This window comes from Nocardioides astragali (assembly GCF_024436375.1).
GTDB classification, from domain to species: Bacteria; Actinomycetota; Actinomycetes; order Propionibacteriales; family Nocardioidaceae; genus Nocardioides; species Nocardioides astragali.
The window spans coordinates 1-13,007 of record NZ_JAFMZM010000009.1; the positions used below are offsets into that span (position 1 = coordinate 1).

Sequence of the window (13,007 nt, forward strand, 5' to 3'; positions counted from 1 at the left end):
TCACCGACTCCGGCTACCTCAACACCTCACCCATCGGCATCTTCCGCCAGGTCCACCGCCCCACCTACGACGACGCCGCCCGCGAGCAGCTCACCAACGCCACCGGAAACACAGACACCACCACCGCCGACCGCACCACCCGACTGGCGGCACTCATCGGCGGCGGCGACACCTGGACCATCATCTGAAGGGCGGTGCTCCGTCATGATCTGGCACACCATCACCGTGGCCGAGAGCGATCTGGAGCTGCGCCTGTTCGCCATCCGGCGTGCCGGCGGATCCGTCACCCACAGCTTCCCCGGCGCTGACGGATACACCGTCATCTACACGACCGCCCCGGACTGAGCCCGCGCTCGCTTCGGGTGGGCCAGCCGGTGTAGGCCTCGGCGAGGTAGGTCGACCCGCCCACGGAGCCGACCACCGACTCGAGCTCGGCGAGCTGTCGCCGTGCGTCGAAGTGGGTCGCGCCGGGCAGCGCGTGGAGCAGCGTGGTCATCCAGTAGGAGAAGTTCTGCGCCTTCCACACCCGCGTCAGTGCCCGGTCGGTGTAGTCGTCGAGTGCGGAGGAGTCGGACTTGCGGACGAACCGCTCGAGCACCTCCGCCAGGACGCGTACGTCGGCCAGGGCGAGGTTGAGCCCCTTGGCGCCGGTCGGCGGAACCGTGTGGGCGGCGTCCCCCGCCAGGAGCAGGTTGCCGTGCCGCATCGGCTCGCAGACGTACGAGCGGAACGGCAGCACGGTCTTCTCGAAGATCCGCCCCTCGGTGAGCGTGAACCCGTCCTCGCCGGCCAACCTTCCCTGCAGCTCGGACCAGATGCGGTCCTCCGACCAGTCGTCGACCGACTCCTCGGGCGAGCACTGGAAGTACATGCGCTGGATCGCGTCGGTGCGGCTGCTGATCAGCGCGAAGCCGGCGTCGCCGCGTGCGTAGATGAGCTCCTCGGCGCTCGGCGGGGCTTCGCAGAGGATCCCGAACCAGGCGAAGGGGTACTGCCGGAAGTACTCCGTGCGTCCCTCCACCGACGACCGGGTCATGCTGCGCGACCCGTCGGCGCCGACCAGCACGTCGCAGCGCACCTCGTGCTCCGCTCCGGCGCTGTCGGTGAAGAGCATCCCGGGCCGGTCGCTGGTCACGTCCACCACGGAGGTCCCGGTCACCGCATACCTCACGTCACCGCCGTCACGCTGCCGCGCGTCGGCCAGGTCGAGGAACACGTCGGTCTGCGGATAGAGCCAGGTCGAGGCGCCGACCAGGCCCTGGAAGTCGATGCGGTGGCTGGTGCCGCCGAACCGGAGGTCGATGCCGCGGTGCTCGTGGCCGTCCCGGAGGACGCGGTCGGACACCCCCGAGTCGACGAGGAGGCGGACGCTGTCCCGCTCGAGGATCCCTGCTCGGTGCGTGTGCTCGATCTCCTCGCGGGGGCGGGTCTCGATGACGACCGACTCGATGCCGGCGACCTGGAGGAGGTGGGACAGCATGAGGCCGGCCGGTCCACCGCCGACGATGCCTACGGTGGTGCTGGAGAGGATGCGGGACATGGGTCTTCCTAGTGGGTTCCGTCGATGAGGGGCACGTCGACGAGGGCCTGGAGGTCGTCGAACGTGAGGCCGAAGGCCTCGCGAACGACGACGCCGCGGTCCTCGACGAGGAAGACGGCGAGGTCGGTGTAGACGCGGGTGACGCAGGCGAGGCCCGTCAGGGGGTAGGTGCACGCGCGGACGAGCTTGGCTGCTCCCTCGCGGGTCAGCAGGTCCATCATCACGAAGGTCTGCTTGGCGCCGAGGGCGAGGTCCATCGCGCCGCCGACCGCGGGGACCGCGTCCGGCGCACCGGTGTGCCAGTTGGCGAGGTCGCCGGTTGCGGAGACCTGGTAGGCACCAAGCACGCAGATGTCGAGATGGCCGCCGCGCATCATGGCGAAGGAGTCGGCGTGGTGGAAGTACGACGCCCCGGGCAGCTCGGTGACGGGGATCTTGCCGGCGTTGACGAGGTCGGGGTCGACCTCGTCCCCGACGGCCTCCGGGCCCATGCCGAGCATGCCGTTCTCGGTGTGCAGCATGACGCCGCTGTCGGGAGCCAGGTGGTTGGCGACCTTGGTCGGCAGGCCGATCCCGAGGTTGACGAAGGACCCGGCTGGGATGTCGGCGGCGACGATGCGGGCCAGGGCGTCGCGGTCGATGCCGCGGGCGGTGGTGGTCACGTGGGGGCTCCGGTGAGGGCGGCCGGGTCGCGCTCGACCCGGACGACGTGGTCGACGTAGATGCACGGGGTCACGATCGACTCGGGGTCGAGCGACCCGGTCGGCACGACGTGATCGACCTGGACGATGGTCGTCTCCGCGGCGGCGGCCATGATCGGCCCGAAGTTGCGCGCGGTCCTGCGGTAGACGAGGTTGCCGAGCCGATCGGCGCGATGCGCGGCGACCAGGGCGACCTCGGCGTGGATCGGGTGCTCGAGGACGAAGGGACGCCCGTCGATCACCCGCGTCTCCTTGCCCTCGGCGAGCGGGGTGCCGTAGCCGGTCGGCGTGAAGAAGGCCCCGATGCCCGCTCCTGCGGCTCGGATCCGCTCGGCCAGGTTGCCCTGCGGAACGAGCTCCAGCTCGAGCGCTCCGGCCCGGTAGGCCTGGTCGAAGTGCCACGAGTCGACCTGGCGCGGGAACGAGCACACCACCTTGCGGACCCGTCCCTCCCGGATGAGGGCGGCGAGACCGACGTCCCCACCTCCCGCGTTGTTGCTCACGATGGTCAGGTCCGTGGCCGCGCTCTCGAGCAGCGCCTCGATCAGCTGGACCGGCTGGCCGGCCGACCCGAAGCCGCTCACCATCACGGTGGCTCCGCTGGCGATCCCCGCCACGGCCTCCAGCACGGTGTCGTGGAAGCTCACTCTGCTCATGCCGAGTCGCTCCTCGTGTTCTCGAGCACGACGGCCAGACCCTGGCCCACGCCGATGCAGATGGCGGCGACACCCCACCGCTGGCCGCTGGCCGCCAGACCGCGGGCGAGGGTGCCGAGGATGCGGGTGCCGGACGCTCCCAACGGGTGGCCGAGGGCGATGGCGCCGCCATGGACGTTGACGATCCCAGGGTCGATGTCCCAGGCACGGACGCAGGCCAGCGACTGGGCGGCGAACGCCTCGTTCAGCTCCACGAGCGCGACGTCGCCCCACCCGACGCCGGCCCGCTTGAGGGCGAGGTTGGCGGCCTCGACCGGTGCGTAGCCGAAGAACTGCGGCTCGTTGGCGGCCACACCCCAGCCCGCGACCCTGGCCAGTGGCTCGACGCCGATCAGTGAGGCAGACCGGGCGGAACCCAGGAGTGCAGCGGACGCCCCGTCGTTCAGCGGGGAGGCGTTGCCGGCGGTGACGGTCCCGTCGGCACGGAAGACGGGCTTGAGCGCCGCGACCTTCTCGAGCGTGGTGTCGGCCCGGACGGACTCGTCGCGAACGAGGTCGGTGCCGGGCACCACCACCACGTGGTCGTCGTAGAACCCGGACTCCCAGGCGGCCGCCGCGGCACGGTGCGAGTCGACCGCGAACGTGTCCTGGTCCTCGCGGCTGACGTCGTACCGCTCGCGCAGCTGCTCGGTGGCCTCGCCGAGGGAGACCGTCCACTCCGCCGGCATCGCCGGGTTGACCAGCCGCCAGCCGAGGGTGGTCGAGACGAGCTCGGCGTTGCCTGCGGGGAACGCACGACCGGGCTTGGGCAGCACCCAGGGTGCGCGCGACATCGACTCGACTCCCCCGGCGACCACGACGTCGGCCTCGCCCAGAGCGATCTGCCGGGCGGCGTTGATCGTCGCGTCGAGGCTCGAGCCGCAGAGCCGGTTGACGGTGGTGCCCGGGACCGTCACCGGCAGCCCGGCCAGGAGCCCGGCCATGCGGGCGACGTTGCGGTTGTCCTCCCCCGCGCCGTTGGCGTTGCCCAGCACGACCTCGTCGATCCGGGCAGGGTCGAGATCGGGACTGCGCCCGACCAGCGTGCGCACGATGTGGGCCGCGAGGTCGTCCGGACGTACGCCGGCCAGTGCGCCGCCGTACTTGCCGAACGGCGTACGCACGGCGTCGTACACGAACACGTCAGCCATCTGTCTCCTCCATCGAGTCCAGGACCTCCTTGGCCACGGCGAACCCGTGGTTGGCCACCGGGACACCGCAGTAGATCGCACTCTGCAAGATGACCTCGGCGATCTCCTCGGCGGTGAGGCCGTTGCGGCGGGCGGCGCGCACGTGCATGCCGAACTCCTCCCAGTGACCGAGAGCCAGCAGGGCGGTCAGCGTGGCCACGCTGCGGCTACGCCGGTCGAGGCCGGGTCGGGTCCACACACTTCCCCAGGCGTAGCGGGTGATCAGGTCCTGGAAGTCGGCGTCGAAGGCCGACGCGCTGGCGCCAGCCCGGTCGACGTGGGCGTCGCCCAGGACCTCGCGGCGCACACGCATGCCGTCGTCGTAGGTGTCAGCCATGCGAGGCCACCTCCCAGGCGTCGCTCAGCAGGGCGGCGACTGCCCCCGGGTTCTCGGCCGGCGGCAGGTGACCACACGCCGGGAGGACGACCAGCTCGGCTCCTGCTGCAGCCGCCGTCTGCTCCGCCAGCTCGCGCGGCACGACCACGTCGAGCTCCCCGGGCGCGACGACCAGCCGGGCTCTCACCCGGTCCAGCCCGTCCCGGAGGTCGAAACCAGCCAGCGCCTCGCACGCGAGCGCGTAGGACTCCCTGTCGGTGTCCGAGAGGGCGAGCAGGAGACGGTTGGCCACGGAGGGTTCGCGCTCCACGAAGCCAGCTGCGAACCACCGCTGCGCCGAGGGCTCGACCATCACCGGCGTCCCGGCGCGCCGCACGAGCGCGGCACGTTCGGCCCACATCGCCGGCTCGCCGACCTTGGCCGCCGAGGCGATGCACACGACGTGGTCGAGCACTCCCGGCTCGACAGCGAGCTGCAGGGCGACCGCTCCCCCGAGGGACACCCCCGCGTACGACGCGGGCCGGCCCGCTGCCAGCTCCTCGGCCCTGCCGCGCACGGCATCGGCGAGGTCGGCGACGGAGAACGGTGCGGTCGCCGGTGCGCTGCGTCCGTGACCGGGCAGGTCCCAGCCCACGACCTCTGCGTCCAGGAGCGCCGCCGCGCGATCCCAGAGCGCCTCGACCGAGGTGCCGAGCGACGGTCCGACGACGAGTAGCCTCGTGGAGTCGGGCGACCCGCCGAGCCGCGTGAAGGTCAGGTCAGGCATGGCCGTTCCCCTCGCTGGGCAGGCGCTCCAGCACCGCATCGACGAACACCGAGGCCGCGCCCAGGTAGTCCTCCGCAGCGGTGGCCCTGCCGCTCTCGGCCAGCAGGTCCTCAGACGCCGCATCGACGCGCGACTTCATGGCAGCGGTGTCCACCTCGAGCAACGAGACGAGCTCGGCGGTCTGCGACGTCGCGGTGACGGTGACCTCGAGGAGCCGGCGGAGCGAGGGCCACTCGCTGTGCCAGGCGCCGTCGGGACGTTCGTCGACGGCCTGCGCTGCGGCCAGGTGGAGCTGGGCCAGGAGCTGGGGCGTCTGCAGGGAGGCGGCGCGAACCAGCACCGCGAGGACCGGGTTCTGCTTGTGCGGCATCGTGGACGACCCACCCCGGCCGGCCACCTGCCCTTCGCGCACCTCGCCGATCTCGGGGCGGGCGAGCAGGGCGACGTCGGACGCCAGGACCCCGCAGGCGCCGGTCGTCGCCACCAGCGCGTCGCCGATCGCCGTCACCGGCGCCCGGTTGGTGTGCCACGGAACGCCTCGCCAGCGCAGTCCGAGCTCGTGCGCGAAGGCGGCGGCGGCCCTCGAGGGATCGGTCGTCTCCGCGACGAGCGACAAGGTCCCGGCCGCCCCACCGCACTGCACGGGGAGCTGGTCCAGCGCGCGGTCCACCCGCTCGAGGGCGTCCAGCACCCCGGACAGCCACTGCGCCGCCTTGAGTCCGAACGTGATCGGGACGGCGTGCTGGGTCAGGGTGCGCCCGACCATCAGGCTGGCCCGGTGCTGGTCGGCAAGCGCCGCCAGCCCCTGGGCGGTCGCGAGGAGATCTCCCCTGGTGCGCGCCAAGGCGTCGCGAGAGAGCAGCACGAGTGCGGTGTCGAGCACGTCCTGGCTCGTGAGCCCGCGATGCACCAGCAGGGCGAGGGGCTGACCCACCACCTCCCGCAGCCCGCTCACGACCGGGAGGACCGGGTTGCCCGTGTCCTCGCCCGCGGCGCCGAGTGCGGCGAGGTCGACCTGCCAGTCGCCCGCGGCGACCGCGACGGTCTCTGCGTCCTCGGGGTCGACGGCTCCGACCTCCGCGAGGGCGCGCAGCCAGGCCACCTCCACGCGCAGCATCGCCGTGACCAGCGAGGCGTCGTCGGCCACACCGGCCGCCCGGTGCAGCCCGGGCGAGAGCAGGTCGGTCATCGTGCGCCTCCCCGGGGGAAGGAGAGGAAGACGGTCTCGCGGTCCCCCTGCAGGTGGACGTCGAAACGGAGACTGCCGTCGGGCTCCCGCACGGCGACCAGCGTCTCGCGGTCCCCCGGAGCGAGTCGCGACAGCAAGGGGTCCGCGTCGAGGTCGCGGCCGGGCAGGTACGCCCGGGTGAAGAGCCGGTCGAGCAGACCCCGCGCGAAGACCACCACCGCGAAGAAGGCACCGCCCGGCTCGACGGTCGTGAAGGAGTAGCGACCGGACGGGTCCGTCGCCGCGCGCCCCCAGCCGGTGAACCCGCCGTCGCGGACCAGGGACCCCTCGACCTCCGGGACCGCGCCGTCTGCGTCAGCCTGCCGGATCTCGATCAGCGCGTCCGGCACCGGCTCACCCGCGCCGTCGCGCACGACGCCGTGCAGCCGGACCGCGCCCGGGGTCGCGGGCGGCACGAGCTCGTGGTCGCGCTCGTAGGGCAGTGCGTCGTGGAAGAAGGGGCCGACTGTCTGCCCAGGAGTGGCTGGCAGTCCCGGCAGGTCGGGCGGGCCGGGCAGGTCAGGCATGGTCGTCCTCGCGTTCCACGGGTGTGCTGCGGCTGCCGGTGAGCACGACGTCCCAGCGGTAGCCGGTCGCCCACTCGTGCTGGGTGAGCTCGTGGTCGTACGTCGCCACGAGACGGTCCCGGGCCGCGGGGTCGGTGATCGCCTGGTAGATCGGGTCGAGCGCGAGGAGCGGGTCGCCGGGGAAGTACATCTGCGTGATGCTCCGCTGGGTGAACGCGGTGCCGAACAGCGAGAAGTGGATGTGCGCGGGCCGCCAGGCGTTGTGGTGGTTGCGCCACGGGTAGGGACCGGGCTTGATCGTCGTGAACCGGTACCACCCGTCGCCATCGGTCAGGCAGCGCCCGACTCCCGTGAAGTGCGGATCGAGCGGAGCGGGGTGCTGGTCACGCTTGTGCACGTAGCGGCCGGCGGCGTTGGCCTGCCAGACCTCGACGAGCTGGTGCCGGACGGGTCGTCCCTCGCCGTCGAGCACGCGGCCGGTCACGACCAGGCGCTCCCCGATGGGCTCGCCCCGTCCCTGGATGGTCAGGTCGGCCTCGACGGGACCGACGTCGGAGTGGCCGAAGACCGGCGCGAGCAGCTCCACGTCCTCCGGGTCCACCTGCTGGAGGACCTTGGTCGGGTGCCGCAGCAGACTGCTGCGGTAGGGCGGGAAGTCCAGCCTCGGCTGGGTCCGGGAGGACTCGCCCTCTCGGTGGAGGGTCGCGATCTCGTGGCTCACCACGGATTGCGGCTCGAGGCTGGTCTCTGCGCTTCTCACGCCACCATCGTCGTCCCCACGTGCGGCTGAAGCGAGATTATGCTTCCGCTGAGTGGAAGGAGGCCGCACATGGCCGGCAACACCTCGACGCCCGGCGCCTCGGTGGTGTCGCGCGCACTCGCCCTGTTGTTCGCCTTCGACGCGCAGCACCGCCGCCTCACGCTGACCCAGCTCGCGAGCCGGGCGGGCCTACCACTGGCCACCACCCATCGTCTCGCTGCCGATCTCGTCGCCGGGGGCGCCCTCGTACGCCGGGCCAACGGCGAGTACGTCGTCGGTCGGCGCCTGTGGGACCTCGGGCTCCTCGCTCCCGTGCAGACCGGGCTGCGCCAGGTCGCCTCGCCGTTCCTCAACGACATCCACGCCGCCACGCAGGCGACCGTCCACCTCGCCGTGCGCGAGCGGACCCAGGTGCTCTACCTCGAACGGCTGTCCGGCCGCGCGTCCGTTCCCGTGGTCAGCACGGTTGGCTCGCGACTGCCGATGCACGCGACCGGTGTCGGCAAGGTGCTCCTCGCGCACGCGCCCGCCGACGTGCAGGAACGGGTCCTGTCCAGCCTCGACCGGATCACGCCCTACACCGTGACCCAGCGCGCCCGGCTCGAGCGGCAGCTCACGCGGGTGCGCAAGGACGGGTTCGCCACGACGGAGGAGGAGATGACGCTGGGCGCGTGCTCCATCGCGGTCCCGGTGCCCGGACCTGACGGGTCGGTGGTGGCAGCCATCGGGATCGTCGTGCCGTCGCTCAAGCGCGACCGGGCACGCCTGCTCGCCGCACTGCAGGTGGCAGCAAGCGGTGTCGCCCGCACCCTGGCGAACGAGCTGGCACCGCCCGGCGCGGACGCGGCGTCACGATCCCGCTAGCGCGGCGTGGTGCCGCTCAGCGCGTGCCGGCACCGCGCCAGGTAGGTGCGCAGGATCTCGGTCTGCCCGACGTCGAACCCTTCGAGCATCCGGGCCTCGATGTCGGCAACGGAGTCGTAGAGCTCGTCGAGGGTGCGCTGCCCGTCCGCGCTCAGTGACAACAGGTACTGCTTGCGGTTGCGCTCGTCGCGCTCGCGGCTGATCAGGCCGCGGCTGAGGAGGACGGTCACCATCTCGGCCATCGACTGGGCGCGGACGAACGAGTTGCGAGCAAGCTCGGCCGAGGTGATGCCAGGGTGCCGCTCCAGCACGGTCAGCGCGGTGTACTGCGCCGTGGTCAGCTCGGCTGTGGCGACCACGTCGTCCAGGGCCTGCCGGACCGCCAGCTCCACCTGCTTGATCAGGTAGAGCAAGGTGATGTCGCGGTCGTGACCGGGCGCGGCGGACGCGGATGTGCTGCTCATGGGCCCCCTACCGTACGGCGCCGAGTCCTCCGACCGCGGCGATGGTCACGCTACCGAGGCTGCTCGCCGCTCAGCGAGTGCCTGCAGCGCAGGAGGTAGGTCCGCAGGATCTCGGTCTGCCCGCCGTCGAACCGGTCGAGCATCCTGGTCTCGATGTCCGCGACGGCGTCCAGCAGCTCGTCGAGGACGCGCTGTCCCTCCGACGTCAGGGTCAGGAGGTACTGCTTGCGATTGGCCTGGTCGCGCTCCCGCGCCACCAGGCCCCGGCTGAGCAGGTAGGTGATCATCTCGGCCATCGTCTGGGCGCGCACGAAGGAGTTGCGCGCGAGCTCGGCCGAGGTGATGCCCGGGTGTCGCTGGAGGACGGTGAGCGCGGTGTACTGCAGCGTGGTCAGGTCGGCCGTCGCGACGACGTCGTCGAGTGCCTGCCGGACCGCGAGCTCCACCTGCTTGATGAGGTAGAGCAGGGTCACGTCACGGTCCTGGGCGGCCTCCTCTGCCGTACGGGCTCGAGCCACGCTCATCCCGGCACCTCGACCCGCGGTCGCGTCAGCAGCCGGCCGACACCGGCGTCGACACTCGGGACGACGCCTCGGGGCATGAAGAGGAGCGCGAGCACAAGCAGGGTGCCGTACGTGGCGTACTGCATGATCGGGGCCGCGGTGGGCGGCAGGCCGGGCTGGCTGCTGATCGTGTTGAGCACCTGGAGGAGCACCGAGACGATCACCGCACCGACCACCCCTCCCCAGATCGTTCCGAGGCCGCCGACCACGGCCATGATCACGAAGGTGAACGACTCCGCGGCCGGGAAGGAGTCAGGGCTGACGTAGGGCGTGAAGAACGCGGAGAGGGCCCCGGCAAGTCCGGCAAAGCCCGCGGACAGGGCGAAGATGACCACCTTGCTGCGGTTCACCGGCACCCCCGCCGACTCCGCTGCGGTCTGGCTGCCGGCCAGCGCCTGGATGCCGCGGCCGAAGCGGCTGTGCACCGTCCGATGGCTGACCAGCAGCACCAGCCCCAGGCAACCCAGCGCCAGGTAGACGTAGGGCAGCTGCCCGACGACGACACGGTCGCCGACACCCAACGGCGGGATGCCGCTGACCCCGAGGGCGCCCCCGAGCACGTCGAAGGTGCTCATCGCGGTCTGCACCATCAGCAGCAGCGCGAGCGTCCCGAAGGCGAGGTAGTGCCCGTGCAACCGGAGGAGAGGTACGCCGACCAGCGCCGCGAAGCCGGCCGCCACCGCCGGCGCGGCAAGCAGCGCAAGCAGCGGGGGGAGATCGAACCGCGTGGTGCCGACGGCCACCGTGAGCGCACCGGCGGCCACGAAGGCACCCTGTCCGAGGGACGCCTGGCCGGAGTAGCCCATCAGGATCGACAGGCCGGTGACCACGATCGCGGCCATGACCATGCGCATGAAGAAAGTCAGGTCGGGCAGCACCAGCGGGGCCACGCACGCGGCCGCGCAGGCGAGGAGCACCAGGAGGGTCCTCGGCTGGGGACGAGACCTCGCCCGAGACATCACTCGCGACATCATCTGCGTCATCACTTCGCCTCCTCGTGGGCGAAGCTGCGGCTCCGCGCGATCATGATCACCATCATCAGCAGCAGGGCCACCTCGGTCTGGTAGGACCCGTTGAGGTAGCCGGCCGTGAGCTGGCCGGCCACACCGAGCCCGAGGCCACCGACCAGAGTGCGCAGCGGGCTGACCAGGCCGCCGAAGACGGCGGCCGCGAACCCGCCGAGGGCCATGGGCAGGTCGGAGTAGAAGGACAGCGCGTTGCTGGGCGCGACCAGCACGCCAGCCAGCCCGCCCAGGACGCCGGAGAGCCCGAAGGCGACCAGCCCCATCCGACGTACGTCGATGCCGACCAGACGCGCGGCGAAGGGGTTCGAGGCACTCGCAGTGAGCGCCTTGCCGAGGTAGGTGCGGGAGAAGAACAGCGAGAGTCCCGCGAACGCCACCAGCGTCACGACGAGCACGAGCAGGCGCTGCCGCTCCACCTCGGCACCGAGGATCGTCGTGAACCCGTCGAGGCCGGGCGGCGACACGGGGTCCTGGCCCCACAGCCAGATGATGGCGGCGGAGAACAGCATCGAGACACCAAGCGTGACGATCAACGAGATCAGTGGCGGGGTGCCACGCTTGCCGATCGCGACGACGCCGACCAGCACGCCGACCAGCCCGCACACCACGACGGTCACCATCTCCCCCACCACGTGCGGCAGTCGCCCGGCCAGCAAAGAGGCCGACAGCATCGCGCCCAGCACGGCCAGCGAGCCCTGCGCGAAGTTGACCACCCGGGTCACGCGGTGCACGACGACGAAACCGCTGCCGATCAGCGCGAACGAGGAGCCGAGGGCGATCCCGGTGACCAGGTAGGTGATGAACTCACTCATCGGGACACCTCCACGTCGGCGAGCTCGGCCAGGTCACCGAAGTAGGCCTTGCGCACGGCGTCGCTCTCCGCGAGCTCGGAGCTCGGCCCGGTCACCACGACCCGGCCGGCCTCCAGCACGCAGGCACGAGCGCACAGGCGGAAGGCGAGCGTGACCTCCTGCTCGACCAGCAGGACGGCAGTGCCGCGTTCGGCGTTGAGGTAGCGCAGGTGCTCGGCGAGCTCGTCGACCACGATCGGCGCGAGGCCGAGCGACAGCTCGTCGATGGCCAGCAGGTCGGGCCGCGCCATCAGGGCGCGCCCGATCGCCACCATCTGCTGCTGTCCGCCGGAGAGCCGCCCCGCCTTGCGCCGGCGCATCCCGGCCAGGTCCGGGAGCAGGTCGAACACCTCGTCCAGCTGGCGGTTCCTGATCGACCAGCCGCCGAGGAGCAGGTTGTCCTCGACGCTCATGTCCGGGAACATCTGGCGGCCCTCGGGGACCTGGGCCACGGTGCCCTCGACGACGACCGACCCGGACGCGGGCTCGAGCATCCCGCTGACGGTGTTGATCAGCGTGGACTTGCCGGCCCCATTGGGGCCGACCAGGGCGACCATCTCGCCGCGGCCGACCTCGAGGGACACCCCGTCGAGGGCCACCGCCGAGCCGTAGCGCACGACGAGGTCAGTGATGTGCAGCATGGTCTGCTCCGGTTCCGAGGTAGGCCTTGACGACGGCGGGGTCGGACGTGACCTCCGCCGGGGTGCCGTCGGCGATCACCGCGCCGAGGTCCAGCACCGTGATGCGATGGGCCAACGAGGTGACCATCCCGACGTCGTGCTCGACGAGGAGGATGGTGGTGCCCGCCCCGTTCAGCTCGCGGATGAGGTCGGCGAGCTGGGTGCGCTCGGCCGCCCGCAGGCCGGAGGCCGGCTCGTCGAGGAGCAGCAGGCGCGGCCGGCCGGCCAGCGCCCGAGCGACCTGCAGTCGGCGCTGCTGGCCCAGCGGCAGGCCCTCGGCCGGTCGGTCTGCCAGCTCGAGCAGCCCGACCCGGTCCAGGCACTGCTCGGCGGTGGCCCTGATCTCCCGCTCCTCCCGGCGCTGGGCCGGCGGGCGGAACGCGGCGGACACCAGGCCCGCCCGCGACTGTGCGTGCGCGCCCACCATCACGTTCTGCAGCAGCGACATGCCCGCGAACAGCCGGGCACCCTGGAACACGATGGCCACGCCTCGGCGCGCTCGGACGTGGGGTGGCAACCGGTCGATGTGCGCCCCGGCCAGGCTGATCGATCCGGCGTCCGGACGCAGGTGTCCGGCGATCAGGTTGAACAGCGTCGACTTGCCGGCGCCGTTGGGACCGATCACGCCGCGCAGCTCGCCCTCGGCGACGTCGAGGCTGACGTCCCGGTTGGCGTAGACACCGCCGAAGTGCTTCGACACGCGTTCGACCTTGAGCATGCTGGCCTCCGCTGGCTGATGGTTGGTGTGGAGTGGAAGGTGCGGGCCGGACGGCTGCGTGTCCAGCCCGGCCCGCACCGGTCTCATGAGGTCGGACT

At 71.7% G+C, this 13,007-nt stretch carries 17 protein-coding genes and 1 pseudogene; 3 read left to right on the forward strand and 15 right to left on the reverse strand.

The window, feature by feature from the left end; translation table 11 throughout:
* Both J3P44_RS24325 and J3P44_RS24330 read left to right on the forward strand, forming a co-directional pair.
* A pseudogene (locus tag J3P44_RS24325) lies at nt 1-188 on the forward strand (2-oxoacid:ferredoxin oxidoreductase subunit beta); the annotation flags it as partial.
* A gap of 16 nt (nt 189-204) precedes the next feature.
* A complete protein-coding gene (locus J3P44_RS24330) occupies nt 205-345 on the forward strand; it encodes a hypothetical protein (RefSeq protein ID WP_255893108.1) in 141 nt (46 codons plus the stop codon).
* Here J3P44_RS24330 and J3P44_RS24335 read toward each other — a convergent pair.
* The 9 genes from J3P44_RS24335 to pcaH are packed head-to-tail and all read right to left on the reverse strand — an operon-like array spanning nt 320 to nt 7,744.
* On the reverse strand, nt 320-1,540 hold the full coding sequence (locus tag J3P44_RS24335; protein WP_255893109.1) for a 4-hydroxybenzoate 3-monooxygenase: 1,221 nt from the start codon (nt 1,538-1,540) through the stop codon (nt 320-322). The two genes, J3P44_RS24330 and J3P44_RS24335, sit on opposite strands and share 26 nt — an antisense overlap.
* A gap of 8 nt (nt 1,541-1,548) precedes the next feature.
* A complete protein-coding gene (locus J3P44_RS24340) occupies nt 1,549-2,202 on the reverse strand; it encodes a 3-oxoacid CoA-transferase subunit B (RefSeq protein ID WP_255893110.1) in 654 nt (217 codons plus the stop codon).
* A complete protein-coding gene (locus J3P44_RS24345) occupies nt 2,199-2,897 on the reverse strand; it encodes a 3-oxoacid CoA-transferase subunit A (RefSeq protein WP_255893111.1) in 699 nt (232 codons plus the stop codon). The genes J3P44_RS24340 and J3P44_RS24345 overlap by 4 nt, the downstream gene beginning before the upstream one ends.
* Complete coding sequence (locus J3P44_RS24350; protein ID WP_255893112.1) at nt 2,894-4,087, reverse strand: thiolase family protein; 1,194 nt, start codon at nt 4,085-4,087, stop codon at nt 2,894-2,896. The genes J3P44_RS24345 and J3P44_RS24350 overlap by 4 nt, the downstream gene beginning before the upstream one ends.
* Nucleotides 4,080-4,463, reverse strand: a complete 384-nt coding sequence (gene pcaC, locus J3P44_RS24355; protein ID WP_255893113.1) for a 4-carboxymuconolactone decarboxylase — start codon at nt 4,461-4,463, stop codon at nt 4,080-4,082. Before pcaC ends, J3P44_RS24350 begins: the two co-directional genes overlap by 8 nt.
* Nucleotides 4,456-5,229, reverse strand: a complete 774-nt coding sequence (locus J3P44_RS24360) for an alpha/beta fold hydrolase (protein WP_255893114.1) — start codon at nt 5,227-5,229, stop codon at nt 4,456-4,458. The genes pcaC and J3P44_RS24360 overlap by 8 nt, the downstream gene beginning before the upstream one ends.
* On the reverse strand, nt 5,222-6,418 hold the full coding sequence (locus tag J3P44_RS24365) for a lyase family protein (protein ID WP_255893115.1): 1,197 nt from the start codon (nt 6,416-6,418) through the stop codon (nt 5,222-5,224). Before J3P44_RS24365 ends, J3P44_RS24360 begins: the two co-directional genes overlap by 8 nt.
* A complete protein-coding gene (gene pcaG, locus J3P44_RS24370) occupies nt 6,415-6,984 on the reverse strand; it encodes a protocatechuate 3,4-dioxygenase subunit alpha (protein WP_255893116.1) in 570 nt (189 codons plus the stop codon). The genes J3P44_RS24365 and pcaG overlap by 4 nt, the downstream gene beginning before the upstream one ends.
* A complete protein-coding gene (gene pcaH, locus J3P44_RS24375; RefSeq protein ID WP_255893117.1) occupies nt 6,977-7,744 on the reverse strand; it encodes a protocatechuate 3,4-dioxygenase subunit beta in 768 nt (255 codons plus the stop codon). Before pcaH ends, pcaG begins: the two co-directional genes overlap by 8 nt.
* Before the next feature lie 69 nt (nt 7,745-7,813).
* On the opposite strand from pcaH, the gene J3P44_RS24380 reads away from it, so the two are divergent.
* Entirely contained in the window at nt 7,814-8,608 is a 795-nt protein-coding gene (locus tag J3P44_RS24380; RefSeq protein WP_255893118.1) for an IclR family transcriptional regulator, read from the forward strand.
* On the opposite strand, the gene J3P44_RS24385 is transcribed toward J3P44_RS24380, so the two are convergent.
* Genes J3P44_RS24385 through J3P44_RS24410 form a run of 6 tightly spaced genes read right to left on the reverse strand, consistent with a single transcriptional unit; the run spans nt 8,605 to nt 12,909 of the window.
* Entirely contained in the window at nt 8,605-9,072 is a 468-nt protein-coding gene (locus J3P44_RS24385; protein WP_255893119.1) for a MarR family winged helix-turn-helix transcriptional regulator, read from the reverse strand. The genes J3P44_RS24380 and J3P44_RS24385 overlap by 4 nt on opposite strands.
* A 50-nt stretch (nt 9,073-9,122) precedes the next feature.
* Nucleotides 9,123-9,596, reverse strand: a complete 474-nt coding sequence (locus tag J3P44_RS24390; RefSeq protein ID WP_255893120.1) for a MarR family winged helix-turn-helix transcriptional regulator — start codon at nt 9,594-9,596, stop codon at nt 9,123-9,125.
* Nucleotides 9,593-10,618 carry a branched-chain amino acid ABC transporter permease gene (locus J3P44_RS24395; protein WP_255893122.1) on the reverse strand — a complete coding sequence of 342 codons (1,026 nt, stop codon included), beginning with the start codon at nt 10,616-10,618 and terminating at the stop codon, nt 9,593-9,595. Before J3P44_RS24395 ends, J3P44_RS24390 begins: the two co-directional genes overlap by 4 nt.
* Nucleotides 10,618-11,472, reverse strand: coding sequence for a branched-chain amino acid ABC transporter permease (locus J3P44_RS24400; protein WP_255893123.1), 855 nt, complete (start codon nt 11,470-11,472; stop codon nt 10,618-10,620). Before J3P44_RS24400 ends, J3P44_RS24395 begins: the two co-directional genes overlap by 1 nt.
* Nucleotides 11,469-12,152, reverse strand: a complete 684-nt coding sequence (locus J3P44_RS24405; RefSeq protein ID WP_255893124.1) for an ABC transporter ATP-binding protein — start codon at nt 12,150-12,152, stop codon at nt 11,469-11,471. The genes J3P44_RS24400 and J3P44_RS24405 overlap by 4 nt, the downstream gene beginning before the upstream one ends.
* A complete protein-coding gene (locus tag J3P44_RS24410) occupies nt 12,136-12,909 on the reverse strand; it encodes an ABC transporter ATP-binding protein (RefSeq protein ID WP_255893125.1) in 774 nt (257 codons plus the stop codon). The genes J3P44_RS24405 and J3P44_RS24410 overlap by 17 nt, the downstream gene beginning before the upstream one ends.
* Nucleotides 12,910-13,007 lie beyond the last annotated feature (98 nt).